Raw genomic sequence first — 26,035 nt, forward strand, 5'->3', positions numbered from 1 at the left:
ATTGGGCCGTTCTGCGGACGCCGTCAGGCGCGGGCTGGGCCACGCCGCAGCCCCGCGTGATCCACCAGATACGCCCTTCTACCAGGCGACCGGGCCGGCGTCGTCGAAGAAGGCGCCGGTCGGGCCGTCGTCGGGCAGCGTGGCCAGGTGGATCGCGATCGCCGCGCCCTGGGTGGGCGTGCGATAGCCGCTGAAGTGGTTGAGGTCGGTCGCCACGTAACCCGGGCACCCCAGGTTGATCAGGATGTTCGTGCCCGCCAGCTCCTTGGCGTACTGCAGGGTGACGGCGTTCAAAAAGGTCTTCGAGGGTGCGTACGCCGCGGAGACGGGCCCGGTCGCGTCCGTGTTCCCGCTCTGCAACGTCAACGAGCCCACGCTGCTCGACATGTTGACGATCCGCGGCGCCGCCGAGCGGCGCAGCAGCGGCAGCATCGCGTTGGTGACCCGGATGACGCCGAGCACGTTGGTGTCGATCACCGTGCGGATCATCGCCGGGTCGACCACGGTCGGCTCCTGCGGCATACCGCCGGTGATCGCGGCGTTGTTGACCAGCACGTCCAGGCCGCGCTCGGCCAGCAGGCCGGCGGCGGCGGTCACGCTCGCGTCGTCGGTCACGTCCAGGGGTACGCCGAACGCGTCCACGCCCGCGGCCCGCAACTTCTCGACGGCGGTCTCGCGCCGTTCGGCCGAGCGGGCGCCCACGCCGACCGTCCAGCCCAGCGCGCCCAGACCGGCCGCGATCTCGTACCCGATGCCCTTGTTGGCGCCGGTGACCAGCGCAATTGTCTTCTCGCTCATGAATCGATCCTGTCCGCGGCGGGCGATCCGGGCCAACACCATCTGGGTCGCCGGCGATACCGTGGGGGTATGGAAACGCGGGAGCTGCGCTACTTCGTCGCCGTGGCCGAGGAGCTGCACTTCGGGCGGGCGGCGCAGCGGCTCGGCATGGCCCAGCCGCCGCTGTCCCGCGCGATCAGTCAGCTCGAGCGGCGTCTCGGCGTGAATCTGCTGCATCGCACCAGCCGCTCGGTGACGCTGACCGAGGCCGGGGCGGTGCTGCTGCGCGAGGGGCGGGCCGCTCTGGGCGCGGTCGAGGCGGCCGAACGGCGTACGCGCCGGGCCTCCGAAAATTCGGGCCTGGTGCTCGTCTCGAAGGCCGGGGCGACCGGCGAACTGCTGCCGAAGCTGCTCGACGCCTACGCCGCCGAACCGGGAGCTGTGCCGATCGAGGTCGTGCTGTGCGGGGCGGGTCAGCAGGAGGCATTGCTGCGCGACGGGCGCGCCGACGTGGCGCTGCTGCACCTGCCGTTCGACTCGACGGCCGGACTCGACGCCGAGGAGCTGACCACGGAAAGTCAGGTGCTGGTGATGCCGGCCGGGCACGAGCTGAGCACGCGGGCCAGCGTGCGGATGTCCGACCTGGCCGGGTTGGCCCTGCCGCGCTGGCCCGAGCTCGACGGCACGTATCTGCAGGGGCCCGGGCCCGAGGTGCACGATGCCACCCAACTGCTGCAGTTGATCTCGCTGGGCCGGGCCGTGACCGTGCTGCCGGAGTCGGTCCGGGCGTCGCTGCACGAAGGGCTGACCACCGTTCCCGTTCTGGACGCGCCGCTGGTCACGACCGTGATCGCGTGGCCGCCGCACAGCCGGTCGCTAGCGCTGGCCGGGCTGGTTCAGGCAGCCACGCGCCTCTGAGACATCGACTCGGGCGACCCGCCTCTGATGGCCGCCGACCCGGGAGCGGCCCGGTCGACGCAGCGTTGCGCCGCTGGGGGTCACTGACGCGGGCGGGCCCGGTCGAGGCGGCGTTCCGCCTCCGAGAGTTTCGGGCTCGGGTGGGCCGGGTCGAGGCTGCGGCCCGCGTTGGTGAACACGGCCTCCAGGGGGCCCGGTTTCGCGTACAGGAAGCCCTGGCCGGTCGGGCAGCCGAGCGCGAGCAGTTCGCGGGTCTGGTCGGCGGTCTCGATGCCCTCGGCGATCGTGCGCAGCCGCAGCACCTGGGCCAGCCGGATGACCGCCTCGGCGATGGCCGAACCGGTCGGGGTGCCGTCGAGCTCGGCCACGAAACTGCGGTCGATCTTGAGGATGTCGACCGGCAGCCGGGTCAGGTAGTGCAGCGACGAGTATCCGGTGCCGAAGTCGTCGACCGCGATCCGGATGCCGTGCCCGCGCAGCTCGTGCAGGGTGACGATGCTCTTCTCGTCGACGATCGCGGACTCGGTCACTTCGAGAACCAGGCGCTCCATCGGCAGCCCGGCCCGCTTCACGGCCGACAACACGTCGTGCACCAGCGTCGGCGTTTGCAACTGCCTCGGTGACAGATTCACCGACACGTACGGTGATCCGGGCGCGTGCACCAAGTCCGTGCAGGCCCGGGTGAGCACGTACAGACCGAGGTCGTAGATCAGGCCCGTCCGCTCGGCGACCGGGATGAAGTCGAGCGGCGGCACCAGACCGCGGACCGGGTGACGCCAGCGGACCAGGGCCTCGTACCCGCTCGGGTTTCCCGTCGCCAGGTCGACGATCGGCTGGTAGAGCACGATCAGCTCACCCCGCCCGGCCGCCCCGGTCAGGTCCTCGGCCAGCAGGGCGTCCATGGCGCGGCGGTCGACCATCGACGGGTCGTGCTTCATCCAGGAGTGCGCGCCGGCCCGCTTGGCCGCGTACATGGCCAGGTCGGCCCGGCGCATCAGCTCCTTGCTCGTGTCGCCGGGGCGGGTGCCGGTCAGCCCGATGCTGGCGTGCACGACGACCGTGTCCTCGCCCAGCCGCACCGGATGGGCCGCGAGCGCGGTCAGGATGCGCTGGGCGACCAGGTCCGGCCCGACCCCACCGATCAGCAGTACGGCGAACTCGTCACCACCGATGCGGGCGCACGTGTCCGGGGCCCGCACGACTGCGCGCAGATGATGACCGAATTCGGTGAGCACGGCGTCACCGGCGGCATGCCCGTAGGCGTCGTTGATCAGCTTGAAGTCGTCGAGGTCGATGAGCAGCAGCGCCACCGGTTCCTCACGCCGGGCCGCGGCGGCCATCGCGTCGTCGAGCCCCGTGCGGTTGGCCAGCCCGGTCAGCGGGTCGGTGACGACCAGGTCGCGGGCCGAGCGCAGCGACACGGTCATGTGCACGACCACGGCCGCGACCATCAACAGCAGGCAGCCGACCAGGCCGCCCCACGGGAACATGTCCTGCTCGGCGATGGTGACCGCGATCATCATGCCGACCCCGGTCAGCAGCGACACCATGACCAGACGCTGCGACCAGGCCGGGGCCCGGGCCGGCGATACGCGGGGGCCGTGCTGCGCGAGCGCGGTGATCGGGGCCAGGGTGAGCAGCAGGCTCGCGCCGACCATGCCCAGGCCGACCAGCCAGATGTCGGCCGTGCCGTCGCTGTGCAGGTCGGTGGCGTTCCAGGCGAGGTCGGTGACCAGCAACAGCGAGAGCCCGCCGACCAGCGGGGTGCCCGGCCGGGCCCCGCCGAGCAGCAGCGAACAGACGGCGGTGAGCACGAGCAGGTCACCGACGACGTAACCCAGGATGCGGCTGAGCTCGGGCCCGGCCAGATGCTGGGCGAAGGCCTGGTCGATGACGAAGTACCAGGCCAGCATGGTCCCCGCCGACACCACGATGACCACCTCGGCCGCGAACGACCAGCGGCTGCGGCCCCGGATCTCGAACAGCCGGGACAGGAAGGTGGCCGCGGCCAGCAGGACGAACATGAGCCCGCGGAGCCCGATGCCGGCCCAGTAGGCGAAGGCCGAGCCCGAGACGGTGAACCAGAGCAGCGTGAAGAACGCGGCCACGGCGCTGGCCCGGGCCAGACCGATGAGCCGCCAGCCCCACGGGTAGGGGCTGTTCCGGACGGCCCGGAAGCTGAACCAGACACCGACGGCGTCGAGCAGCAGCACCGAGCTGAACAGAACCGGCCGGCGCAGGTCAGGCACGGCCAGCGAGGCGATCTGACTGACGACGACCAGCCCCACCAGCGCCGCCGCGACCCGTGAGACCGGCCGCCACCTGGTCATCCGGGACAGTACGGCCACGCCCTCCCGATCGGACGAAAACCCCCGGCGCTGAGCCGGTCGAGATCGAGGCGGATCCGGCGGGATGTCTCCAGCGGCAGCCGTCACTCGCACTTTCGGATGTTCACGTCATCCGAATGATATGAGTATCCTGATGCGGTGAGAATCTCACGGGTGGAACAGCAGGCCCGCACCCGGCGGGCGGTGCTCGAGGCGGCCCGATCCGAGTTCGCCGAGCGCGGCTTCATCGAGGCCAAGATCGACCGAATCGCCGACCGCGCCGACCTGACCCGCGGCGCCGTCTACTCGAACTTCGCGAGCAAGCGGGCGCTCTACCTGGCCGTCCTGCTCGACACCGCCAACAGCGACACACCCCCGACCGGGAGCAACGCGTTGCCGCTCAGCGATGACGCTTCGAGCAGAGACGCAGCGAGCGGTGGCGCGTCGAGTGGGTCGGGGGACGGCGGGGGGCTCGACGGGGCCGGGCGGATCGTGGCGCTTGATGTGGCTGGTGCGGTTGAGGCGTTCGCGCGCACGTGGCTCGAACGGCTGCCGCTGGCCTACGGCGACACCACCGCCGGGCGGCTGCAGGCGCGGTCGCTGACCGGGGTGTTCGACGAAGACCCGCGCGGGCGGGCCGTTCTGGCTCAGATCACGCGGCTCGAGTCGTTGCTGCTGGCCGTCGCGCTCGAGTCGTGCCGGGCCCGGACCGCCGGGCGGCGGGTGCGGCTGGCCGAGCTGATCCTCACGATGTTGCACGGCGCGGCCGGCCTGGCCGAGACCGCGCCCGGCTTCGGCGACGCGTTCGACGTGGCCCGGGCCTGCCGTCACCTGGCCGGGCTCGACCTCGCCGACGAGTGGGATCCGCCCTATCTGCCTTACGTCCACCCGGCCCGGCTGGTCCGCGAGGCCTGGATCCCGCCCGGCGAAACGATCGACGAGCTCAGCGGCCGCCCCTTCACCGTCGGCGACGGCATGATCGTGGCCCTCGGCCCCGGCCGGATCGGTGGCGCCGAGGACGCGGTCCGCGCCGCCCGCCCGGGCGAGATCGTCACGATCGCCGCGGTCATCGACGACCCGGCCGAGACGGGCGCTCTGGTCCGCCTGCGACTCACCGACCTGACCGCGAACCTGCGCCGGCTCTTCGGCCCGGCCTATCACCCGTCGCTACGCCTCGTCCTCGATGACACCGGCGCCCTCGCCTCGGCCGTCGGCGTCACCCCGGCCTTCGACACCGAGGTCTCCATCCGCGTCAGCGCGGACACGATCGTCAACCGAGCCGAGGGCCCCGGCGCCGCCTACGCCACCGCCACCGCCCGGGACTCGCCATGAACAGCATGTTCAGGCTCGTGGACACCTCCAGCGCGGCGTGCTCACGCTCGGCGCACCCCGCCGGAGACGGCGATCCGCGACTGGTTGGCACGGGCCTGCACAAGCCATAACAACCCCGGCGGAAACTCGGTCGGGCCCGAACGACGGGGACCGCAGGCGAGGCGCGCCGAACACCGGATTTAACGATATGAAGAAACGCAGGTGGGCGTGGTGAGTGATGTGCTGCATGTGTTGCGGTGTACGGGTTTTGCTGAGCTGGCGCGGGTGGCCGACGCCGCTGGGCTGAGCGAGGCGGAGACCGAGTCAGGCCTGATCGACCTGGCCGTCGACGGGCTGGTGACGCGCGAGATGGGGGCCTGGGGGCTCACCGCGGCCGGCACGGCGGAGGACCTTCGGCGGACCGCGGCCGAACTGGCGGCGGCCGGCACGGAAGGGCTGGTCGGGTCGGCGTACGAGAAGTTCATGGTTCTCAACCCGGAGCTGCTCGACCTCTGCTCGGCCTGGCAAATGCGCAGCGTCGATGGGGTGCCCACGCCCAACGATCACCGCGACACCGCGTACGACACCAAGGTTCTGGAGCTTTTCGGCGATCTCGACCGGCGCGCGGAAGAGGTGTGCGCCGAGCTGGCCAAGGCCCTCCCCCGGTTCGGGCGCTATCGGCACCGGCTGGGCGCGGCCCTGGAACGAGCCCGCGGCGGTGCCCGGGAGGAACTGGCCGACAGCATGACCTCGTACCACGTGGTGTGGTTCCAACTGCACGAAGACCTGCTGGTCACCCTGGGCCGGCCGCGCGGATGATCCACCCGCTCGAACCCGGCCTCGACAAGACGGCCGACGCCATCGGCGGCAAGGCGGCCGGGCTGGTCACCCTGATGCGGCTCGGTCTGCCCGTGCCACCCGGTTTCGTCGTGGACGTCGATGCCTGCCGGGCCTTCCTGCGCGACGGCACGATGCCGACCGGCCTCGAGGAGACCCGCGCCGCCCTGGATGCGGTCTCGGTGCGCTCCGGCGCCGCCGTCTCCATGCCCGGCATGATGACCACGGTGCTCGACGTCCGCGGCCCGATCTCCCCGGCCGTGCGCGACGTCTTCGCCTCGTGGAACACGCCCCGCGCCCGGACCTACCGCACCCTGAACGCCATTCCCCACGACCTCGGCACCGCCGTTGTCGTCCAGGCCATGGTGTACGGCGACCGCGACCCCCACAGCGGCAGCGGCGTCGCTTTCAGCCGCGACCCCACCACGGGCGCCCGCGACCCGTACGGCGATGTGCTTTTCGGTCACCGCGGCGACGACGTCGTCTCGGGCCGCTCAGCCACCCTCCCACTGGCCGCACTCGAAGACCGGGAGCCCGCGACCTGGGCCGAGCTGACCGACGCGCTCGTGCGGCTGGAGAAGCACTTCGCCGACGCCTGCCACGTCGAATTCACTGTGGAGTCCGGCCGCCTGTGGCTGCTGCAGGTGCGCCCCGGCGGCCTGACCGCGCGGGCCGCCGTACGGGTAGCGGTCGACCTGGCCGACGAGGGACTGATCGACCGGCGCGAAGCCGTACGCCGCATCTCGCCCCAGCTTCTCCGGTCCGCCGCCGTCCCCCGGATGCTCGCCGGTGACCGCTTGGCCCTCGGCCGCGGCGCGTCGCCCGGAGTGGCCACCGGCCGGGTCGCCCTCACCGCCGACCGGGCCGTGCGCCTGGCCGCCGACGGGCCGGTCATCCTCGTACGCCCGGAGACCTCGCCCCTCGACCTGCACGGGCTCGCCGCCGCGACGGGCATCGTCACCCACCGGGGCGGGCTGGCCAGTCACGCCGCCGTGGTCGCGCGGTCGCTGGGCCGCCCGGCCGTCGTCGGCGCCGCCGATCTGCGGCTCCCCGAGGGCACGGTCATCACCATCGACGGCACGAGCGGCGAGATCGCGCGCGGCAATCCCGGCCTGACCCCGGCCGTGGCCGACCCCCACCTGCACCGGCTGCTGGCGTGGGCCGACGACATCTCGGGCGACCGCTCCCCGCGCGGCGGCGAGGAACGGCTGGCCGCCGCCCGCGGAACGCTCTAGCGGCGGGCCAGACGGCGAACCCCGGCCGCACCGGTCTCGTACGGCAGGTTGTAGTGGGCGAAGACCTTGGGCTCCTCGGTGGCCGCCAGCTCGCCGTCGACGTCGATCGTCGGGGCGTCGCCGACCGTCTTCTTGTCGTAGCGCACGCGGACGGCGCCCGGCAGCACGGTCGCGCCGTCCAGGGGTACGAAAACCAGCCGGTGGCGGCCGATGATGCCGACCCGGACGGTGGCGAACGCGGGCTGGTCGGTGGCCGTGTCGACATACACCGCCTCCAGGTCGCCGATCTTGGCGCCGTCGGGGTCGATGACTTTCTCGCCGCGCCAGTCGCGCAGGTTCTCAGCGGGGAACATGCACGTCAGATGCCCTGCGACCGCCCCCGCGAAACGGCCCGGCCGGCGGCAGTAGGTTTGATGATCGTAGGGACCCGTTCTCACCGAGGAGACAAACGATGAACGACCCGTTCGCCCGGCTGCCCGAGGTGCCCAGCTTCACCGTCACCAGCACCACCGTCAAGGACGGCGAGGTGTTCGGCGCCGCGCAGATGTCCGGCCTGTTCGGCGTCCCCGGCGGGCAGGACGCCTCGCCCCAGCTCAGCTGGAGCGGCGCCCCCGAGGGCACCAGGAGCTACGCGGTGACCGTGTACGACCCCGACGCCCCCACCGGTTCCGGCTTCTGGCACTGGGCCGTGGCCGACATCCCGGCCGCCGTCACCTCCCTGCCCGAGGGCGCGGGCGACGAGGCCGGCTCGGGCCTGCCCGAGGGCGCCTACCAGCTGCCCACCGACGGCGGCGCGGCCCGCTTCATCGGCGCCGCCCCGCCCGCCGGCCACGGCGCGCACCGCTACTTCATCACGGTGCACGCGCTCGACGTCGAAAAGATCGGCGTGCCGCCCACGGCCACCCCGGCTTACCTGGGCTTCAACTTCCTGGGCCACATCCTGGGCCGCGCCACCCTGGTCGCTACCGCGGAGACCCCGGCCGCCTGAGCCCCACTGGCCGCAGGGCGACTGCCCTGCGGCCGGTACGGGTATAGACCGGGCATGGCGAAGTACGAGGTCAACGACAAAGCGGTCAGGCGGGCGTCGAGTCTCATCGCGGCCCGCCAGTACGTGCTCGACAGCGACTGGGGCCAGGTCCAGCCCCGCGCCGGCGACGAGAACGCCTACCTCGAGAGGCACTCGTGGGACGACTACGCCGGCTGGCACCTGGGCCTGACCGACGGCGCCACCGACGAGACCAAGGCCCGCTACGCCTTCGTCTACGGCGACCTGCGCCGCGTGCACCGCAGCGCCCTGATCGCCTGCGTCTACCGAGCTTCGGAATGGCGCCACAAGGCCGTCGAGCTGGCCGCCCACAACCTGCTGCAGGAACTCGACGCCGCCGCCGGCCTCGCGGAGTGAGACCCGGGTTTTCCGGGGGTGACCACCCCCGCACGTGGAGCGAAGCGACCCTCGGCGAGAGCTGCGGTCCGCACCACCCACCCTGCTACGACATCTTGATTCTTCTCAATGCTTCTACGTAGATCTCGGAGAACGTGGGGAAGGGCTGGATCGTGTCGCGCAGGACGGCGAGCGGGATGCGGGCGCGGATGGCCAGCGTGGCCTGTTGCAGCCACTCGCCGGCTTCGGGGCCGAGGGCGTACGCACCGACCAGCACTTCGCCGTCGCTCAGCAGGGTCAGAAAGCCCGGCGATTCGGCGTACGCCCGGGACCAGGTCTCCATCTTGGCCACCTCCCGGATCGGGACCGTCGCGGTGAACGGCGCCTCGGTCGCCCCCACCGCCGCCGCCTCGGGGTCGGTGAAGACCGCCCGCGGCACGGCCCGGTAGTCGGCCTCGCGCGGCCGCCCGAGCAGGTTGTCGGCCACCACCTCGCCCTGGTACTTGCCCACGTGGGTCAGCATGTGCAGCCCGGTCACGTCGCCGATGGCCCACAGCCGCTCGGCCACCCGCAACCGGCCGTCGACCGGCACGCCGGCCTCGTCGACGGTCACCCCGGCCGTCTCCAGCCCGAGGTCGTGCACCCGGGGCCGCCGTCCGGTCGCCACCAGCAGGCGGTCGCCGCGCAGTTCCCGCCCGTCGTCCAGGGCGAGCACGTAGTCGTCGCCGTCGCGCCGGGCCCCGACCGCGGCCGGTCCCAGCACCACTTCGACGCCGTCGCGGCGCAGGATCTCGCCCAGCGCCTTCCCCAGCGGCGCCGGTTCCCGCGGCAGCACGTGGTCGCCGCGGGCGGTCAGCACGACCCCGCCACCCAGCCGCCGTACGGCCTGGGCCATCTCGACCCCGACCGGGCCCGCGCCGAGCACGATGAGCCGCCGCGGCACCTCGGTCAGACCGGTGACCTCCCGGTTGGTCCAGACCCCGTCGAGCTCACGCAGCCCGGGGACCGGCGGGATGATCGGCGACGCCCCGGTGGCCAGCACGACGTGATCGGCGGTGTGGCGCATCCCGTCGACCTCGACCAGGCCTGTCCCGGCCAGCCGGCCCCGGCCGCGCAGCAGGTCGATCCCGTTGTCGGCCAGCCATTTCTGCTGCCCGGCGTCCGAGTAGTTCGACACCATGAAGTCGCGCCAGGCCAGCGCCCGCTCGACGTCGACCTCGGCCGTCGACTCGGCCTCGCGGGCCGCGTTGACCGCCGCCCCGGGTCGCAGCAGCGTCTTGGACGGGATGCAGGCGTAGTACGAGCACTCCCCGCCGACCAGTTCGCGCTCGACGACCGCCACCCGCAGGCCGCCGGCGGCGAGGTACCCGGCGCAGTGCTCCCCCGGCGAGCCGCCGCCGATCACGATGACGTCGTAGTCGTTCCGCTCAGTGGACAAGTTGCTGACCTCCGTCAACGTCGTAGACGGCGCCGGTCAGGGCGGTGTTGGTCATCAGGTGGAGGACCAGGTCGGCGACGTCGGACGCGGTCACGACCCGGTGGATCGGCAGGGTGTCGCGCAGGTCCTGGCGGCGGGCCTCCAGGTCCGCGCCCAGGATCCGGGCCGACAGCGGCGTGTCCACGAACCCGGCCGCGACCGCGTTGACCCGGACCGGCCCGATCTCGAGGGCGGCGTTGGCCACGATCGCCCCAATGGCGGCGGTGCCGATGGCGGCCAGGCTGATGCCGACGGCGGCGTGCCGGGCGCCGGTGCCGCTGATGAACGTCAGCGAGCCACCGGGCCGCACCGCGGCCGCGCACAGCTTGACGATCCGCAGGTAGCCCAGGATGTGCTGGTCGAGGAAGGCCCGGGCCTGCTCGAAGTCCATGTCGGCGATCGGGGCGTAGAACGGGCCGCCCCCGCTGACCAGCACGTGGTCGACCGGCGTGGGCAGCCCGGCGAAGAACCGGGCCACCGCCTCGGTGTCGGCCAGGTCGAGCGGCTCGGCCACCGCGCCCAGCTCGTCGCGCACAGCCTCGAGCCGGGCCCGGTCGCGGCCGGTGACGACGACGTCGGCGTCGGCCGCGCGGGCCATCCGGGCCGTCTCCAGACCGATGCCGGAGGTGCCGCCGATGACGACGACAGTGCTTCCCTTCATGATCCACTTCCTTTCATCAGTACGGCGTTGGTCCGCACGCCCCGGGCGGGGACGAACAGGGCCGTCAGCACGGCCGCGCCCAGGGTCACGACGGCCAGCACGACCATGGCGAACCGGTAGCGGTCGGCCAGCGGCCCGGCGAAGTCGGCCGCGCCGCTCACCCCGAGCAGCAGCGGGACGAGCGCGATCAGCACCACGCCGCCGACTCTCGACGCGGCGTCGTTGATCGCCGACGCCTCGCCCAGGTCCTGATCGGGCACGGCCGCCAGCACGCCGGCGGTGAGCGGCGCGACGGCCAGCCCGAGGCCCAGACCCCACAGAATCGCCCCGGGCAGGATCGCCCGGACGTACGGTTGGCCCGGCTGCGCCGCCGCGAGCCAGACGAACCCGATCGAGACCAGCAGGATCCCCGCCGCCATGGGCCAGCGGGTGCCGATCCGGGCCACCAGGGCGCCGGCCAGCGGCGAGACGATCAGGAAGACCGCCGACTCGGGGATCAGGGCCGCGCCGGCCTCGGTCGCGCTGTAGCCGAGGCGCAACTGGCACAGCAGCACGACCAGGTACGAAGCGGCCGAGATGGCGCCGTAGAACAGCACCGTGGCCACGTTGATCGCGTCGAACGGCCGCGACCGGAACAGCGACGTGCGCAGCATCGGGCGGCCCAGCCGCGGCTCGAGCAGCACCAGGGCCACCAGACAGGCCACGCCGAGCACGCCGATCGGCCACGAGGTCGAGGTGAGCGCGAAGATGACCGCGCTCAGACCGACCACGGCCAGCAGCGCCCCGGCCACATCGACCGACAGCGGCCGCCGGTCCTCCGCGTCGGCCGGCACCCGCAGCAGCGCCAGCAACGCCAGGCCGATCAGGGGCACGTTGACCAGGAAGACCCAGCGCCACGACGCGTGATCGACGAGCCAGCCCCCGCCGTACGGGCCGAGGGTCGTGCCCAGCGTCGAGATCCCGGCCCAGATGCCGATGCCGCGGGCCCGGTCCGCCGTCGGCAACGATCCGTTGAGCAGGGCCAGGCTGCTCGGCACGACCAGCGCCCCGCCCGCGCCCTGCAGCAGCCGGGCCGCGATCAGCGCTCCCGCGTTCGGGGCGACGGCGCACGCGACCGAGGCGACGAGCATCACGAGCAGCCCGGCGATCAGCACCCGCTTGCGCCCGAACCGGTCGGCCAGGGCCCCCGAGAGCAAAAGCAGCGAGGCGACGGTGATCAGGTAACCGGTCAGCACCCACTGGATCTGGGTCACGCTCGCGGGCAGGTCCCGGCCGATCGCGGGCACGGCCACGTTGATCATGTACGCGTCCACGAAGCCGACCATCGAGGCCAGCACCGTCGCCGTGATCAGGGCCACCCCGTCCGGCGAGCGCAGCTTGACTGTCATGCCGTTCAGCCTCGGGCCCCGGGACCCCGGTTCGCACCCGTGGCATGCCCTGGTGCCGGGACGACCAGTGGGTCTCCCGGGCGCGATCCCGGGCCCGCGGGCGCGAGATTCGACGAGTCAAGTTTTCCGGTACGAACCCAGGAGCGCAGCAATGGACATGAAGCTCGAAGTCGTCGTGGTCCCGGTGTCGGACGTCGACCGGGCCAAGGAGTTCTACACGAGGCTGGGCTGGCGGCTGGACGCCGATTTCGCCACCGACGACGGCTTCCGGGTCGTGCAGGTGACCCCGCCCGGCTCCCCCGCGTCGGTCATCTTCGGCAGTCTGGTCACCCAGCAGGCCCCCGGCTCCGCGCAGGGCCTGCACCTGGTGGTCAGCGACATCGACGCGGCCCACGACGAGCTCAAGCGGGTCGGCGCCGACCCGAGCGAGGTTTTCCACGACGCGGCCGGCGTCTTCCACCGCGGCGGCACCGACAACCGGGTGGCCGGCCCCGACCCGAGCCGCAGCAGCTACGGCTCGTTCCTGTCGTTCAGCGACCCCGACGGCAACGGCTGGCTGCTGCAGGAGATCACCAATCGGCTCCCGGGCCGGGTCGACCCCAGCACCACGGCCTTCGCCACCACCGCCGACCTGGCCGCGGCCCTGCGTCGGGCGGCCGCCGCGCACGGCGAGCACGAGAAGCGCATCGGCGCCGAGGACCCGGACTGGCCCGACTGGTACGCCGACTACATGGTCAAGGAGCAGGCCGGGGCCGAACTGCCGCTCTGAGGCCGGGAACAGGACGGGCGGGGGGGGGGGGGGGGCCCCCCCCCCCCCCGGGGGGCGGGGGGGCGGCCGCCCGTCGGCCCCCCCCCCCCGTGGCCCGGGGCGGGGGGGGGCCCCCCCCGCCCCGGGGGGGGGGGGCCCCGGGCGGGGGGGGGGGGGGGGCCCCCCCCCCGCCCGAAGCTGTCAGTTCCTATCGTCCGCCGCCGTTCCCGCCACCGTTCCCGGGGAAACCGGTGTTCGGGTCGTTGTTGATCGGCGGGGTGCCCGTCCCGGGGTTGTTCGGGTCGCCGCCCGGGTTGTTGGGGTCGGTGCCGGGCGGGCAGACGGTGCCGCCCAGGATGCAGCCGTTGTTCTCCGGCGGCGGGGGCAGCGGGTCGAGGCCGTTGCCCTTCTTGCTCGGGTCGCCGACCTTCACGTCGGCCGGGAAGCGGCTCTTCTCGGCGTCCATGGCCTTGTTGGCCAGGTCCATGAAGACCTTCCAGGTGTCACCGGGGGTCGAGCCGCCGGTCATGCCCTTCTTGCCGCCGCCGGGCTTGTAGATCGGCATCAGCTGCATCTTGTCCTTGACGACCTTCTCGCGGCCGATCCAGACCGTGGCGGCCAGGTTGGGGGTGCCACCGACCCACCAGGCGTCGCCGTTCTCGCCGCTCTTGCCGTCCTTGTACTCCCAGGTGCCGGACTTGCCGATGGCCTCGTAGCCGCTGCGCAGGTTCTGCCCGTTCTTGCCGGGGATCTTCTGCAGCACGTGGTCGATGGCGGCCACCACGTTCGGGTCGAAGACCTGGGTCGCCTTGATCCGCTCGGTGTGGAAGGTCTTGAACTTGCCGGTCTTCTCGTCGCGCTTCTGCACCGACTTCACGAAGTGGGCCTTGTTGTAGCGCCCCTCGTTGGCCAGCGTGGCCACACCGTTGGCGTGGTCGAGCGCGGTGATCGCGTACTGGCCGTAGCCGATCTCGTTGCCGTACTGCTTGAGCGCGTCGCCCTTGGCCTTGCCCAGGTCGACCCGGGCGCCGATCTTGGTCGGACTCGAGATGAACTGGATGCCGGCCTTGTGGGCCGCCTCGGCCACCTTGTCCGGGCCGAGCGCCGCGGCCAGGTGGTAGAAGGGGAAGTTGTACGACTGGACGGTCGCCTCGTCGAGCGGGCAGCGCCGCTTGTCACAGGTGAAATTCGTCCGGCTCGAGTTGTTGATCGCGTCGCCGCCGACCTTCTTGGCCTCGGAGTCCCAGGTCGTGTCCAGCCCGTAGCCGTCGCTCAGCGCGGCCAGCAGCGTGTAGATCTTGAACGACGAGCCGGGCGGGCGGCCACCGCCGATGAAGTCGCCGTCGCTGTTGTAGTTGGGGCCGGCGTAGTCCCAGCCCACGCCGTCCGAGCCGCCGTAGTAGGCGAGCACGTGCCCGGTCTGCGGGTCGATCGCGACCAGGGCCGTCTTGTACGTGGCGTCGAGCTTGCGCAGCGGCGACTTGCTGCTGGTGCGCATGGCCGCGGTCTCGGCCGCCTTCTGCACGGCCGGGTTGATCGTCGTGGTGATCCGCAGACCACCCTTCTTCTGCTCGGCGTCGCTGATGCCGATCGCCCGCAGTTCCTGCTTCACGTACTTGACGATCTTGCCGGTGGCGTTGTCGCCGCCGCAGGAGTTGCGGCACGCGTCCGGGTCGAACTTCTGGACCTTGGGGTACGCCGTCGGGAGCTGCTTGATCCAGCCCTTCTCGAGCATATTGGCGAGCGTGTACTTCCAGCGGATCTCGGCGTCGGGCCGGTTGTTCTGCGGGTCGTAGCCCCGGTGCGTCTTGGACGGCTCGGGCTGCTTGATCACCGAGGCGATGACGGCGGCCTCGGACGCGGTGATCGCGCCCTTCTGGCCGGGCTGGGTCAGCGAGGAGCGGTTGGGGCCGAAGTACGCCTTGACGGCCGCCTCGATGCCGTTCGCGCCCCGCCCGAAGTACACCGAGTTGAGGTAGCGCCCGAGGATCTCTTCCTTGGAGTAGTGGTCCTCCATCTTGCGGGCGATCACGGCCTCGCGCAGCTTGCGGTTGTAGCTGATCTCTTTCAGCTCGGCCGCGTGCCGCGCGTACTGCTGGGTGATCGTCGACGCGCCCTGCTGGTCGCCCCCGGTGAAGTTGTTCCAGGCGGCGCGGGCGATGCCCTTCATGTCGATGCCGCCGTGGTCGTAGAAGTTCTTGTCCTCGGCCGCCATCACGGCCTGGCCGATGATCGGGTTGATGCCCTGGTAGGGCACCAGCGAGCGGGTCGAGTTGCCGATGGTGGCGACCACCGTCTTGTTGTCGGCCGCGACGATCTGGCTGACCTGGTCCTCGGCCTTGGGCTCGGTGAACTGCACGTCGTCGAAGAAGTAGGCGCCGCCGACCACGCCGGCCCCGAGCACGATGACGAGCACGGCCGCGGCCACGGTCAGCAGGTTGGTGCGGCGGCGCTTCTTGGCCGCCTTGGCCAGATCCTTGGCCGGCTTGGGCGGGGTCGAACCGGGCGGCGTGGGCCGGACAGCCGCGCGGGCCACGGCGGCCGAGGCGCCGACCTTGGCCGCGCCGACCGGCGCGGCGCCCACGGACGCGGAACCGACCGAAGCCCGGCCACCGACCGGAGCGGCGCCCACGGACGCCGAGCCGACCGAGGCGGAACCCACGGAAGCCGAGCCCACCGAGGCGGAGCCGACCGAGGCGGAACCGACCGAAGCCCGGCCGCCGACGGAGGCGGAACCGACCGAAGCGCGCCCGCCCGCGGGCGCGGGAGGCACAGAGGCGGAGCCGGCGCCGGGCACGCGGGCCCGGGCGCTCGGAGACTGCGGATCGCCGTAGGGGTTCATCTATCCTCGTCGTCGCCGGAGTGAATCTCCTATTTACACGACCCGGCCAAGACCGGACAACGCGTCCTGACCGTGTCGAGCGCTTCTGAAGCCGAGTTCGGGAAGACATGATAGAGCGCGGGGCCTGAAATCGGGTGCTCACGTTCCGTGTCCGGCCTGGTCCGGCCGCTTGACCTGCGCCGAAAACTCAACGAACCGCTCTGCCTGCCGAAGTGATCCGCGACACCGTACGCACACTTCCCCGGACGGAGAACCCGGTGACCGCCGAACCGCGCACGAGCCCCAGCTGGCTCAGCCCAGTCCCGCCGGCCGCGGGCCATACGACCCAGAACATGCAGGTCAGGCAGCAGGCGAGCGGTCTCGGGGACCGTTACCGAGGGCCGGCCCCGGCCCAGGCCAGGCCGTTCGGCACGCCGCCCTCGTCGGCCTATCCGGGCCGTAGCGCGGCGCCCGCGCCCCGCAGCCTGCCGCCGTCGGCCCAGCGGCCGCCCGGCATCGGCACGATCATCGTCGTCACATTCATTTTCGGCCTGGTCGGGCTCGTTCCGACCATGCTGCGGGCTCGGAAGGCGGCCCTCATGGGCGCTTCCACCACCCCGTACTGGATGTCGTTCGGCTGCACGATGGCGGTGGGCTACGCGCTCGGTCTCGCGCTCGTCCTCTACTCGGTCATGAGCCTGGGCCTGAAGCTGCCGTGAACGACCGGGGCGAACGGCTGATCGACGTCGCCGTCGCCGGGTGCGGGGTCTTCCTCGCCGCCTTCTTCGTCTTCTACGTGGGTGGCTGGGGCAGCGATGCGCTGCGGCAGCTGGTGACCGACGGCGCCTACCTGCCGCCGGCGCTGCTGGCCGTGGTGGCCGGCGTGCACCTGGTGCGCGCCGGGGGTCTCGACCCGCGCGCCCGCCGGGCCTGGTCGCTCATCACCGCCTCGTACGTCTGCCAGTTGGTCGCCCACAGCGCCTGGTTCGTCGAGGACAACTTTCTCGGCGGCCCGCCGCCCTACCCGGCCGTCGCCGACTACGGGTTCCTCGCCTTCATCCCGTTCATGCTGGCCGGTCTGCTCCTGCTGCCCGGCGTACGCCGGACCCGGACCGAACGCACCAAGCTCGCCATCGACTCGCTGATCGTCGGCACCGGCACCTTCATGGTGCTGTGGTACCTGGTCATCGGCCCCTCGATCCGCGCCGCCGGCGCCACCGGCCTGCAGGTCTTCGTCTCGTCGGCGCTGCCGGTGGGCGACCTGCTGCTCGTGCTGGCGCTGGCCTCGACGCTGCTGCGCCGGCGCGAACGCAGCGAGGCCACCCTGCTGCTGGCGGGCGCGGTCGCGCTCTACATTGTGGCCGACGTCGCGTACAGCTGGATCACCCTGAACCACCAGTTCACCGGGGGCACCTGGCCCGACCTGTTCTGGCTGGCCGGCAACTACGTGCTCGCCCTGGCCGCCCGCCGGCGGCACCGGGAGGGCCGGGCCGCGACGCACGGCCGCGCCGGCCGGGCCCGGCTCACCCTGCTTCCGTACGCGGCCAGCGCCATCGCCTACGGCCTGCTCGGCTATCTGGCCCGGGAGCAGGACCTCTACCCGCTCGGCGGCATGATCATCGGCGCCATCGTGCTGACCTCGCTGGTCGTCGCCCGCCAGATGTACGCGCTGCGCGAGAACCGCAACCTGGCCGTCACCGACCCGCTGACCGGGCTGGCCAACCGCACCCTGGTCGGCGAGCGGCTGACCCAGCTGGTGACCGACCCGCCGCGCGACGGCCGCACGGGCGCGGTCATGCTGATCGACCTCGACCGGTTCAAGCCGATCAACGACGCCTACGGGCACGAGGCGGGCGACGCGGTGCTGACCGCGGTCGCGACCGCGCTGCGGTCCGTGCTGCGCCCCGGGGACACCGCGGGCCGGCTCGGGGGCGACGAGTTCGCGGTCGTCTTCCCCGGCCTGCCCGACCGCCTCGCCGCCGAGCGGATCGCCGAACGGCTCGTGGCCGCCCTGCGGACCCCGGTGATCTTCGGCGACCTGGTGCTGACCGTGGCCGCCAGCGTCGGCGTGGCCTTCCGCGAGAGCGACACCCAGGACGCCGAGGAGCTGCTGGCCCACGCCGACACGGCCATGTACGCGGCCAAGCGCTCCGGCCGCGCCCAGTACCTCGTCTACACCCCCGAACTGGACACCCGGGCCCGCGACGCCGAGCTGCGCGCGGCCGTCGAGCGGGACGAGTTCGTGCTGCACTACCAGCCGGTGGTCGACATGGCCACGGGCGCTGTCACCGCGGCCGAGGCCCTGGTGCGCTGGAACCACCCCGAGCGCGGCCTGGTCATGCCGGGTGAGTTCATCGACCTGGCCGAGGAGACCGGCGCGATCGTGCCGCTGGGCGAGTGGGTGCTGCGCGAGGCCTGCCGGCAGGCCGCCGAGTGGCGGGCGGAGATCCCGGCCGCCGAGGGCATCTGGCTCACCGTGAACCTGTCCCCGCAGCAGATCAAGAAGGGCAACCTGCTGCAGGTGGTGACCACGGTCCTGGCCGAGACCGGGTTCCCGGCCGACCGGCTGGTGCTCGAGCTGACCGAGCACGAGGTGCTGGAGCCGGACGAGGCGACCGTGGCCCTGCTCGAGCAGCTGTGCGCGACCGGGGTGTCGTTCGCGGTCGACGACTTCGGCACCGGCCACGCGGCTATCAACTACCTGCGGGCGCTGCCGGTCCAGGTGCTCAAGATCGACCGGTCGTTCGTGGCCGGCATCGACGAGAGCGAGGAGGAGTACGCGATCGCCGACGCCGTGGTCGCGCTGGGCACCGCGTTCGCCATGCACGTGGTGGCCGAGGGCATCGAGCGGCCCACCCAGGCCGAGCGGCTGCTGGCCATGGGCTGCCGCTACGGCCAGGGCTTCCACTTCCACCGCCCGCAGCCGCCGGCCCAGCTCGCCGAGCTGCTGCGCGGCGCCGCAGTCACGATCGGCCGCTGAGCATGGGGCGCGGCTGGAAGACGTACGTGGCCGTCATGGCGGTCACGGTCCTGGCCGGCTCGCTGCTGACCGACGGCAGCCCGGCCGAGCTGACCGTCAGCTTAGGCACCGGGCTGTCGATGGCCGCGGCGATCCTGATCGGCCTGCGGCGGGTCCCGCACGGCGAGCGCGCGCCGTGGCGCTTCTTCGCGCTCGGGCTGCTGCTCACCGCGCTGGCCTCGCTGGCCGACGGGCAGGGGGCCGACGTCCTGCCGGGCGACGGGCCGGACCTGGCCGACGCGCTCTACCTGGCGTTCTATCCGGCCATCGGCATCGGCCTGATCCTGATGATCAAACTGTCGCGCCGCCGCACGGACTGGGCCGCCCTCGTCGACGCGGCCACCGTCACCGCCGGTCTCGCCCTGCTGGCCTGGATCTACGCGATCGGCCCGGCCCTGCGCGACGACACAGTCGGCCTGGCCGCCCGGCTCGTCACCATCGCGTACCCGATCGCCGATCTGCTGCTGCTGGCCATCACCATCCGGCTGCTGCGCAGCAACGGGCGCGAGGGCCGCCGGGCACCCACACTGGTCGCTGCGGCGGTCCTCGGGTACCTCGCCGGCGACATGGCGTGGGTGATCGTGCCCCACGTGAACGAGGCCTGGGCCGACGTGGCCGGGGTGGGCCAGGTGATCAACACCGTCTACGAGCTCTCGGTGCTGGTGCTGACGATGGCAATCGCGTGGCCTCAGGTCCGCGGCGACGGGCAGGGCGCGGCTTCGGTGTCCCAGCTCAGCCGGGTCCAGCTGGCCGTGCTGACCGCGGCCGTGATGATCTCGCCCGCCCTGATGATCGAGCAGCAGCTCACCGGCGGGATCACCAACGGCCTGGCCATCGCGATCGGCTCGGCCATCATGTTCCTGCTGGTCATGGCCCGGTTCACCCAATTGCTGAAGCAGGCCGAGCGGCAGTCCCGCACGGTCAGCGCGCTCTCCCGCACCGACGAGCTGACCAACCTGCCCAACCGGCGCGCCTGGAACGACGAGCTGCCACGCGTGCTCGAACGGGCCCGATCGGCGCGGGCCCCGGTCGTGGTCAGCATGATCGACCTCGACCACTTCAAGAGCTTCAACGACACGTACGGGCACCCGGCGGGCGACCGCCTGCTGAGCGCGGCCGCCGCGGCCTGGTCGGCCGAGCTGCGCGACGGCGACGTGCTGGCCCGTTACGGCGGCGAGGAGTTCATCGTCCTGCTGCCCGGCACGGACGAGAGCAAGGCGACCGCCGTACTCGAAAGGTTGCGGGCCGTGACCCCGGCCGCCCAGACGTTCTCGGCCGGCCTGGCCCGGTGGGACAACACCGAGACCTCGGAGGCCCTGATCGCCCGGGCCGACAGCGCGCTGTACGCGGCCAAGGCGGCCGGCCGCGACCGCATCCTGGCCGCCGAGGCCTACGCCGTCTCGTGATCGGGGCAGGTGACCCGTAGTTCGGCGTCGCCGAAGGGCGCGTCGACGAAGTTGCAGTGATGTGGGCGTTCCCGGTCGTCCGGGTGTGCCTCGGGCACGAAGAAGCGGCAGGTCAGGCACATCCGCGAGACCGGGATGGCCCGCCTGTCCTGCAGCTCGCGCATCAGCGTGGTGGCGCCGCGCAGCATGGCCGCGAAATCCTCGCCGGGCAGGGCGGCCACCGCGCCGCTGAGGGCCTCGGAGGCGACGGTCAGCCGGTCGGCCTCGGTCCCGCCGGCCGGGGTCAGGCGCACGAGCAGCACCCGGGCGTCGCCGGGGTCGCGGGTCGAGTCGACCAGTTCCTTGCGGCGCAGCACCTTCACGGCGTCGCTGATGGTGGGCGGGGTCGAAGCCAGCGCGGCCACGATCTCGCCCTGGCGCAGCGGGCGCGCGCTGTCGCCGAGCAGCGTGACGATGTCGGCCTGCAGCGGCGAGAGGTTGTGGGGGCCGGTGTTGCGCCACGCCTCCATCCGGACGGCCTGGCCGAGCCGGGCCAGACCGAGCAGCAGCTGGCTGGCCGGCGGTGGGCCGGGTACGTGCTCCATTAGCACATCGTACGAAGCAATTGTTGGCAGAAACAAATAACGCTGTGTGCCGCTGAACACGTTGCCGGCGAACTCGCTGCGGGCGATAGTTGGCAGTGCCAACAGATACGAGGAAGGACGATTCACATGTCACGTCTTGCCACCGTCGACCCCACCACCGCCGAGCCCCAGGCCCGGGCCCTGCTGGGCAAGGTCGAGCGCGCCCTCGGCGTCACCCCCAACATGATGCGGGCCATGGCCAGCTCCCCGGCCGTGCTCGACGCCTATCTGCAGTTCAGCGGCGCGCTGTCCAAGGGCCGGCTGCCGGGCCGCGTGCAGGAGCAGATCGCGCTGGTCGCCGCCGTCGAGAACGAGTGCGACTACTGCCTCGCGGCCCACACCGTGCTCGGCGCCCGGGCCGGCGTCAGCGAGGACGACCTGGCCGCCGGGCGCAAGGCGCAGGCGTCGGACCCCAAGGTCGAAGCTGCGTTGAGTTTCGCGAAAGCGGTCATCGCGACCAAGGGTTTCGTCACCGACGAGGACCTCGCCGCGGTCCGGGCCGCGGGTTACAGCGACGGCGAGATCGGTGAGATCGTGGCCGCGGTGGCGCTCAACACCTTCACCAACTACTTCAACTCGGTCGGCCAGACCACGCTGGACTTCCCGGCCGTACGTTAGAACTCAGGTGCGGCGCAGCACCGACACGACCTTGCCGAGCACGGTGGCCCGGTCGCCGTCGATGTTCTCGTAGGCCCGGTTGCGCGGCTCGAGGACAACGTGGCCGCCCCGGCGGCGATAGACCTTCACGGTCGCCTCGTCGTCGATCATGGCGGCCACGATGTCCCCGTTGTAGGCCTCGTGCTGCTGCTTCACCACGACGATGTCACCGTCGCAGATGGCCGCGTCGATCATCGAGTCACCGCGTACGCGCAGACCGAACAGACTGCCCCGGCCCACCAGGTCGCGGGGCAGCGCGAGCACCTCGTCGGAGTTCTGCTCGGCCAGGATGGGCGTGCCCGCCGCGATGTCACCGAGCAGCGGCACGCCCACGGTCGCCGGCTGCTCGGGCTGCCGCTGCTGAGGCAGCAGGAACATGCGTACGTCAATGGGCCTGGTCGCCCGCCCACGGCGCAGGAAGCCGGCCTCCTCGAGCGCGCGCAGATGCCGCCCGACCGTCGAGGTGGAAGCGAGCCCGAGCGCGTCCGCGATCTCCCGCGACGAGGGCGAGTAACCGTGGCGCTGGGCCCAGGTCTGAACGACGGTGAGGATCTGGCGTTGCCGCTCAGTCAACCGCGACGTGTCGTAGTAGTCCTCATCCGTCAGCACTCCAAGATCTTGCCAGGCCCATCACCACCGGCCCGGGAGGCGCGCCGACAGATGCCTAGGCTGATCCGCATGGAGCGGATCAGCACGATCGACTATCACACGGCCGGTGAACCGTTCCGGATCGTGCCGGAGCCGCCGGTGCCGCTGCCGGGCGCCACGGTGGCCGACCGGCGCCGGCTGGCCATCGACAGCGCCGACGCCCGCCGCCTGCGCGAGCTGCTGTGTTTCGAGCCGCGCGGGCACGCGGACATGTACGGCGGCTTCCTCGTTCCGCCCGACGACGACGGCGCCCACCTGGGCGTGCTGTTCTGGCACAAGGACGGCTTCTCCACCGCCTGCGGCCACGGCACCATCGCGCTCGGCGTCTGGGCCGTGGATTCCGGCCTGGTCGCCGCGCCGGCCGACGGCAGCGTCGAGGTGGTCGTCGACGTGCCCTCGGGCCGGGTCACGGCCCGGGTGCACCGCGACCATGGGCGTACGGCCGCTGTTGATTTCATTAATGTGCCGAGCTATGTCGTGGCCAGCGACATCAAGCTGACCACCTCTCGCGGCGAACTGTCAGTGACTGTCGCCTACGGCGGCGCCCTCTACGCTACGGTCGACGCCACCACGGCCGGCCTGCGCGTCGACCCCGGCCACTACCGCGACCTCATCGACCTCGGCCGCGAGATCAAATGGGCCCTCGACGACAGCGCCCACGCCGCCCACGCCAGTGATCCCCGGCTCAGCGGGATCTACGGCACCATTTGGTACGAGGAACTGCCGTCCCCCGACGGCCAGGTGCACCAGCGCAACGTGACGGTGTTCGCCGACGGCGAGGTCGACCGCTCCCCGTGCGGCTCCGGCACCAGCGCCCGCCTGGCCGTGCTGGCCGCCGAGGGCCGCGTCGCCGTGAACGGCCCGCGGTTGCAGCACGAGTCGATCGTCGGCTCCCGCTTCACCGGAACGGTCGTCGCCACCACCACCGCCGACGGCTACCCGGCCGTCATCCCCCAGGTCACCGGTCTGGCCTACCCGACCGGCGAGCACACGTTCGTCGTCCACCCCGAGGACCCGCTCGTCCCCGGCTTCGTCCTGCGGTGAACCGGCTCGGACTGCTGCAGGTCAGCGCGGCCGGCATCCTGTGGGGCACGGGCGGACTGGCCGTCACCCTGCTCCACGAACGCGACGACCTGGGCGCGATGACCGTCAGCGCCTGGCGGATGCTGCTGGCCGCCGTCGCCCTGATCGGCTTCGCCGCCCTGACCCGCCGCGCGCGAGCCGTCCTCGACCTGTTCCGCGCCCACCCCGGCCGAACCGTGCTCGTCGGCTGCGGCACGGCGGCCTACCAGGGCCTCTACTTCGTGTCGGTGCTGCTGGTGGGGGTCAGCGTGGCCACCGTCGTATCGCTCGGCCTGGCCCCCGTCCTGGCCGCCGTCTGGGAACACCTGCGCGCCGGCACGCGCCCGCCGGCCCGCCAGACCACGGTGCTGATGGCCGCGTTGACCGGCCTCGTCCTGATCAGCGCGACCGCCGGGCACGGCTCGGAAGGGCCGGGCGGTTCCCCGTACGCGGGTCTGGCCCTGGCCATAGCGGCCGGAGTCACCTATGCGGCGACCACCCTCCTGGGACACTCGCTCGCCCGGCGCACCGACCCCATCACGCTGACCACCGCCACCACGACCGTCGGCGGCGTCGCCCTGCTCCCGTTCCTGGCCCTGGCCGCCGTCACCGGCCGGCCGCTGCTCGGCACGAGCGCCGCCTCCCTGGCCCTGCTCGCCTACCTGGGCCTGGCCACGATGGCCCTGGCCTACGGGCTGCTGTACGCGGGCCTGCGCACCACCTCGGGCTCGGCCGCCACCATCGCCACCCTGCTCGAACCCGTCTCGGCCGCCCTGCTGGCCGCGGCCGTCCTCGGCGAACGCCTCCCCTGGCCCGCCCTGCTGGGCGGCACCCTGATCCTGGCCGCGGTGGCCGCGTTGCGTCCCGCCTGAGCGCACCAATGGTCCGACAGCAGGCGGGAGACCCGTGGCACGCTCCCCCGAGCGTTGATCTCACCGACAGTAGGTATCGAGTTCCGATGCAGTCCTCCCCGGCCGGCGACGGCAGAGTGCCGCTACAGCCTCCACCCACGAACCGGCTGCCCAACCGGCTGCGCCGGCGGATTCGAGCACTAGGCGCCTATACCGGCATCCGCCATTGGCTCATGGTCCGCGGCACGCTGTCGGCGGCAGCGGAACGCTGGAGTCCGCGAACCTGACCGGGGCGGATCTCTCCGGGGTGGATCTGTTCGGGGTGGACCTGTGTCACGCCCACCTGTCCGGGGCGACGCTCACCCGCGCCGACCTGTCCGAGGCCGACCTCACCCGCTCGAACCTCGCCGGTGCCGATCTCTCCGCGGCGAACCTGCTGCGGGCCGACCTGTCCGAGGCCGACATCACCGGCGCCAACCTGGCCGGAGCTAACCTGACCCAGGCCTTCCTCATCAATGCCAACCTCACCCAGGCCAACCTGACCGGTGCGCTCATGGGAAAGCGCACCGTCCTGTTCGGCGCCAGACTCATTGACGCCCGCCTGACCGGCGCCCGGCTCACCGGCGCCAACCTGTCCGGAGCCGACCTGTCCGGAGCCGACCTGGCCGATGCGGACCTGACCAAGGCCAACCTGGCCGACGCCTGCTGGAACACGGCAACGACCTGGCCCGAACCCGACGCCGGCTGGATCACCGAGCGCTCGGACCGGCTTCGGACCGGCCACTACCGCATCCGAGGCGGCCCCCGGAGCGCCCGGGACGGCGCGGGGTCAGCCCGCCACCCGGCGGCCTGACCCCGGCTGCTCAGACGTGGGTACTTACACGCACCACTCCGAACCGCCGCACGGCTCCTCCTCGAAGCGGGCCGACGAGGCCGAGTCGTTCTTGACGCCGCCGCCGGTGAAGTTGGCCCACGCGTAGGGCTGGACCCACTGCGTACGGCCGGAGCCGAAGTTGTTGTGCTCGTAGACCCGCAGCCACTGGTTGGTGTTGTTGTGCACCGAGGAGGCCTGGTCGTTGAGGTTCACGCCGTTGTGGAACTTGTGATCCCAGAACCAGCCGACGCCATTGCCGCCCTGAGCCAGCCCGGCCAACGTGGCCGGACTGCCGTTACGGTCCTTGTCCTGGTAGAAACAGACCTGTCGCGCCGGGCACTGATACCCCGCCGAAGCCGGCGAGGAAATCCCGAAGAGCGACCCGGTGACCGCCACAGCGATCCCGATCCCGGCCGCCAGAGTGCGCCTGTTCAACAGGTTCACCGAACCTCCAAATTGTACGAGAATCCCTTTCCTCGACGACCGTACGGCGGAGGTCTTGAAGAGTTGTTGACGTCCACTGGAGCCCGGTGCGCGCCCGGTCAGAAACCGGAGTTGTAGCGCTCCACACCCCGCGCGGCCGCGATCGGCCCGACGATGAGAAAGGCGATCCACGTCAGCGGGTAGGTCACGATGCCGACGAACACGAAGACCAGCAGGAAGTTGACCCAGAACAGCGCCCAGAAACTGACCATGAGAGCAATGCCGAGCCCGACCCGACCGGCGTACAGGTTGCCGACCCCGAAAATACCGAAGACGCCGAGGATGATCTCCAACGCGACAGCCACCCCGGCCGAACGCTGAGGCCGGGCAATCACCGGCCCGCCGTAGGGCGCGGGCTGAACACCGTATGGCACAGGCAGTGGAGCCTGCTGGTAGCCGTACGGAGCCTGGTACTCAGGGCCACCCGGTTGAGGGCCGCCCCCGTAGGGATAAGTCACACCAATGACTTTGACTCAAATGCGCTCCGGGAGTTGTCCCCCTAACGGCCGAACTGTTTCTTCCAGCGGCTGA

25 protein-coding genes are annotated in these 26,035 nt (G+C 71.9%); 14 read left to right on the forward strand and 11 right to left on the reverse strand.

The window, feature by feature from the left end; all coding sequences use genetic code 11:
- Positions 1-78 precede the first annotated feature (78 nt).
- A complete protein-coding gene (locus M1L60_RS41225) occupies positions 79-798 on the reverse strand; it encodes an SDR family NAD(P)-dependent oxidoreductase (RefSeq protein ID WP_253243040.1) in 720 nt (239 codons plus the stop codon).
- Between the two features lie 69 nt (positions 799-867).
- On the opposite strand from M1L60_RS41225, the gene M1L60_RS41230 reads away from it, so the two are divergent.
- Positions 868-1,695 carry a LysR family transcriptional regulator gene (locus M1L60_RS41230; protein WP_253243041.1) on the forward strand — a complete coding sequence of 276 codons (828 nt, stop codon included), beginning with the start codon at positions 868-870 and terminating at the stop codon, positions 1,693-1,695.
- 80 nt (positions 1,696-1,775) lie between these two features.
- On the opposite strand, the gene M1L60_RS41235 is transcribed toward M1L60_RS41230, so the two are convergent.
- Positions 1,776-4,025, reverse strand: a complete 2,250-nt coding sequence (locus M1L60_RS41235; RefSeq protein WP_253243042.1) for a putative bifunctional diguanylate cyclase/phosphodiesterase — start codon at positions 4,023-4,025, stop codon at positions 1,776-1,778.
- A 156-nt stretch (positions 4,026-4,181) separates the two neighbouring features.
- Between M1L60_RS41235 and M1L60_RS41240 the strand changes: the two genes are divergently transcribed.
- The 3 genes from M1L60_RS41240 (at position 4,182) to M1L60_RS41250 (ending at position 7,405) form a co-directional block, all read left to right on the forward strand.
- Positions 4,182-5,354 carry a TetR family transcriptional regulator gene (locus M1L60_RS41240; RefSeq protein WP_253243043.1) on the forward strand — a complete coding sequence of 391 codons (1,173 nt, stop codon included), beginning with the start codon at positions 4,182-4,184 and terminating at the stop codon, positions 5,352-5,354.
- Positions 5,355-5,564: 210 nt separating this feature from the next.
- Positions 5,565-6,152, forward strand: coding sequence for a transcriptional regulator (locus M1L60_RS41245; RefSeq protein ID WP_253243044.1), 588 nt, complete (start codon positions 5,565-5,567; stop codon positions 6,150-6,152).
- Entirely contained in the window at positions 6,149-7,405 is a 1,257-nt protein-coding gene (locus M1L60_RS41250) for a PEP/pyruvate-binding domain-containing protein (RefSeq protein WP_253243045.1), read from the forward strand. The genes M1L60_RS41245 and M1L60_RS41250 overlap by 4 nt, the downstream gene beginning before the upstream one ends.
- Here M1L60_RS41250 and M1L60_RS41255 read toward each other — a convergent pair.
- Positions 7,402-7,758 (reverse strand): PRC-barrel domain-containing protein, encoded by a 357-nt coding sequence (locus M1L60_RS41255; RefSeq protein WP_253243046.1) that lies wholly within the window; start codon positions 7,756-7,758, stop codon positions 7,402-7,404. The two genes, M1L60_RS41250 and M1L60_RS41255, sit on opposite strands and share 4 nt — an antisense overlap.
- A 98-nt stretch (positions 7,759-7,856) precedes the next feature.
- On the opposite strand from M1L60_RS41255, the gene M1L60_RS41260 reads away from it, so the two are divergent.
- Both M1L60_RS41260 and M1L60_RS41265 read left to right on the forward strand, forming a co-directional pair.
- The gene (locus M1L60_RS41260) at positions 7,857-8,393 is read left to right on the forward strand and encodes a YbhB/YbcL family Raf kinase inhibitor-like protein (RefSeq protein ID WP_253243047.1); all 537 of its coding nucleotides are present in this window, start codon (positions 7,857-7,859) and stop codon (positions 8,391-8,393) included.
- 54 nt (positions 8,394-8,447) lie between these two features.
- Complete coding sequence (locus tag M1L60_RS41265) at positions 8,448-8,807, forward strand: hypothetical protein (protein WP_253243048.1); 360 nt, start codon at positions 8,448-8,450, stop codon at positions 8,805-8,807.
- An 85-nt stretch (positions 8,808-8,892) separates the two neighbouring features.
- On the opposite strand, the gene M1L60_RS41270 is transcribed toward M1L60_RS41265, so the two are convergent.
- From M1L60_RS41270 to M1L60_RS41280, 3 genes are read right to left on the reverse strand one after another with little or no spacing between them, the layout of a single operon-like run.
- Complete coding sequence (locus tag M1L60_RS41270) at positions 8,893-10,224, reverse strand: dihydrolipoyl dehydrogenase family protein (RefSeq protein WP_253243049.1); 1,332 nt, start codon at positions 10,222-10,224, stop codon at positions 8,893-8,895.
- Positions 10,214-10,924, reverse strand: coding sequence for an SDR family oxidoreductase (locus M1L60_RS41275; protein WP_253243050.1), 711 nt, complete (start codon positions 10,922-10,924; stop codon positions 10,214-10,216). The genes M1L60_RS41270 and M1L60_RS41275 overlap by 11 nt, the downstream gene beginning before the upstream one ends.
- The gene (locus M1L60_RS41280) at positions 10,921-12,312 is read right to left on the reverse strand and encodes an MFS transporter (protein WP_253243051.1); all 1,392 of its coding nucleotides are present in this window, start codon (positions 12,310-12,312) and stop codon (positions 10,921-10,923) included. Before M1L60_RS41280 ends, M1L60_RS41275 begins: the two co-directional genes overlap by 4 nt.
- A gap of 157 nt (positions 12,313-12,469) precedes the next feature.
- On the opposite strand from M1L60_RS41280, the gene M1L60_RS41285 reads away from it, so the two are divergent.
- Positions 12,470-13,081, forward strand: a complete 612-nt coding sequence (locus M1L60_RS41285) for a VOC family protein (protein WP_253243052.1) — start codon at positions 12,470-12,472, stop codon at positions 13,079-13,081.
- A gap of 187 nt (positions 13,082-13,268) precedes the next feature.
- On the opposite strand, the gene M1L60_RS41290 is transcribed toward M1L60_RS41285, so the two are convergent.
- A complete protein-coding gene (locus M1L60_RS41290; RefSeq protein WP_253243053.1) occupies positions 13,269-15,722 on the reverse strand; it encodes a transglycosylase domain-containing protein in 2,454 nt (817 codons plus the stop codon).
- A 437-nt stretch (positions 15,723-16,159) separates the two neighbouring features.
- Here M1L60_RS41290 and M1L60_RS41295 point away from each other — a divergent pair, with 437 nt between their 5' ends.
- From M1L60_RS41295 to M1L60_RS41305, 3 genes are read left to right on the forward strand one after another with little or no spacing between them, the layout of a single operon-like run.
- Positions 16,160-16,600 carry a hypothetical protein gene (locus M1L60_RS41295; protein ID WP_253243054.1) on the forward strand — a complete coding sequence of 147 codons (441 nt, stop codon included), beginning with the start codon at positions 16,160-16,162 and terminating at the stop codon, positions 16,598-16,600.
- Positions 16,597-18,861 carry a putative bifunctional diguanylate cyclase/phosphodiesterase gene (locus M1L60_RS41300; RefSeq protein ID WP_253243055.1) on the forward strand — a complete coding sequence of 755 codons (2,265 nt, stop codon included), beginning with the start codon at positions 16,597-16,599 and terminating at the stop codon, positions 18,859-18,861. The genes M1L60_RS41295 and M1L60_RS41300 overlap by 4 nt, the downstream gene beginning before the upstream one ends.
- Positions 18,862-18,863: 2 nt before the next feature.
- On the forward strand, positions 18,864-20,306 hold the full coding sequence (locus M1L60_RS41305; RefSeq protein WP_253243056.1) for a GGDEF domain-containing protein: 1,443 nt from the start codon (positions 18,864-18,866) through the stop codon (positions 20,304-20,306).
- Here the strand turns inward: M1L60_RS41305 and M1L60_RS41310 are convergent.
- Positions 20,291-20,890, reverse strand: coding sequence for a MarR family winged helix-turn-helix transcriptional regulator (locus M1L60_RS41310; RefSeq protein ID WP_253243057.1), 600 nt, complete (start codon positions 20,888-20,890; stop codon positions 20,291-20,293). The two genes, M1L60_RS41305 and M1L60_RS41310, sit on opposite strands and share 16 nt — an antisense overlap.
- 126 nt (positions 20,891-21,016) lie before the next feature.
- Here M1L60_RS41310 and M1L60_RS41315 point away from each other — a divergent pair, with 126 nt between their 5' ends.
- Positions 21,017-21,547, forward strand: a complete 531-nt coding sequence (locus tag M1L60_RS41315) for a carboxymuconolactone decarboxylase family protein (protein WP_253243058.1) — start codon at positions 21,017-21,019, stop codon at positions 21,545-21,547.
- A gap of 3 nt (positions 21,548-21,550) precedes the next feature.
- Here M1L60_RS41315 and lexA read toward each other — a convergent pair whose 3' ends face one another.
- On the reverse strand, positions 21,551-22,195 hold the full coding sequence (gene lexA / locus M1L60_RS41320; protein ID WP_253243059.1) for a transcriptional repressor LexA: 645 nt from the start codon (positions 22,193-22,195) through the stop codon (positions 21,551-21,553).
- Between the two features lie 69 nt (positions 22,196-22,264).
- Here lexA and M1L60_RS41325 point away from each other — a divergent pair, with 69 nt between their 5' ends.
- From M1L60_RS41325 to M1L60_RS41335, 3 genes are all read left to right on the forward strand, one after another.
- Positions 22,265-23,278, forward strand: a complete 1,014-nt coding sequence (locus M1L60_RS41325) for a proline racemase family protein (protein WP_253243060.1) — start codon at positions 22,265-22,267, stop codon at positions 23,276-23,278.
- The gene (locus M1L60_RS41330; RefSeq protein ID WP_253243061.1) at positions 23,275-24,168 is read left to right on the forward strand and encodes a DMT family transporter; all 894 of its coding nucleotides are present in this window, start codon (positions 23,275-23,277) and stop codon (positions 24,166-24,168) included. Before M1L60_RS41325 ends, M1L60_RS41330 begins: the two co-directional genes overlap by 4 nt.
- A 205-nt stretch (positions 24,169-24,373) precedes the next feature.
- Positions 24,374-25,000: a pentapeptide repeat-containing protein gene (locus tag M1L60_RS41335; protein WP_256518358.1), complete on the forward strand. Its 627-nt coding sequence runs from the start codon at positions 24,374-24,376 to the stop codon at positions 24,998-25,000.
- A 24-nt stretch (positions 25,001-25,024) separates the two neighbouring features.
- Here the strand turns inward: M1L60_RS41335 and M1L60_RS41340 are convergent, their stop codons facing one another.
- Both M1L60_RS41340 and M1L60_RS41345 read right to left on the reverse strand, forming a co-directional pair.
- Positions 25,025-25,456 (reverse strand): peptidase inhibitor family I36 protein, encoded by a 432-nt coding sequence (locus tag M1L60_RS41340; RefSeq protein WP_253243063.1) that lies wholly within the window; start codon positions 25,454-25,456, stop codon positions 25,025-25,027.
- A 107-nt stretch (positions 25,457-25,563) separates the two neighbouring features.
- Complete coding sequence (locus tag M1L60_RS41345) at positions 25,564-25,809, reverse strand: hypothetical protein (protein WP_253243123.1); 246 nt, start codon at positions 25,807-25,809, stop codon at positions 25,564-25,566.
- Positions 25,810-26,035: the final 226 nt, after the last annotated feature.

The organism is Paractinoplanes aksuensis (assembly GCF_024137025.1).
Taxonomy (GTDB): domain Bacteria; phylum Actinomycetota; class Actinomycetes; order Mycobacteriales; family Micromonosporaceae; genus Actinoplanes; species Actinoplanes aksuensis.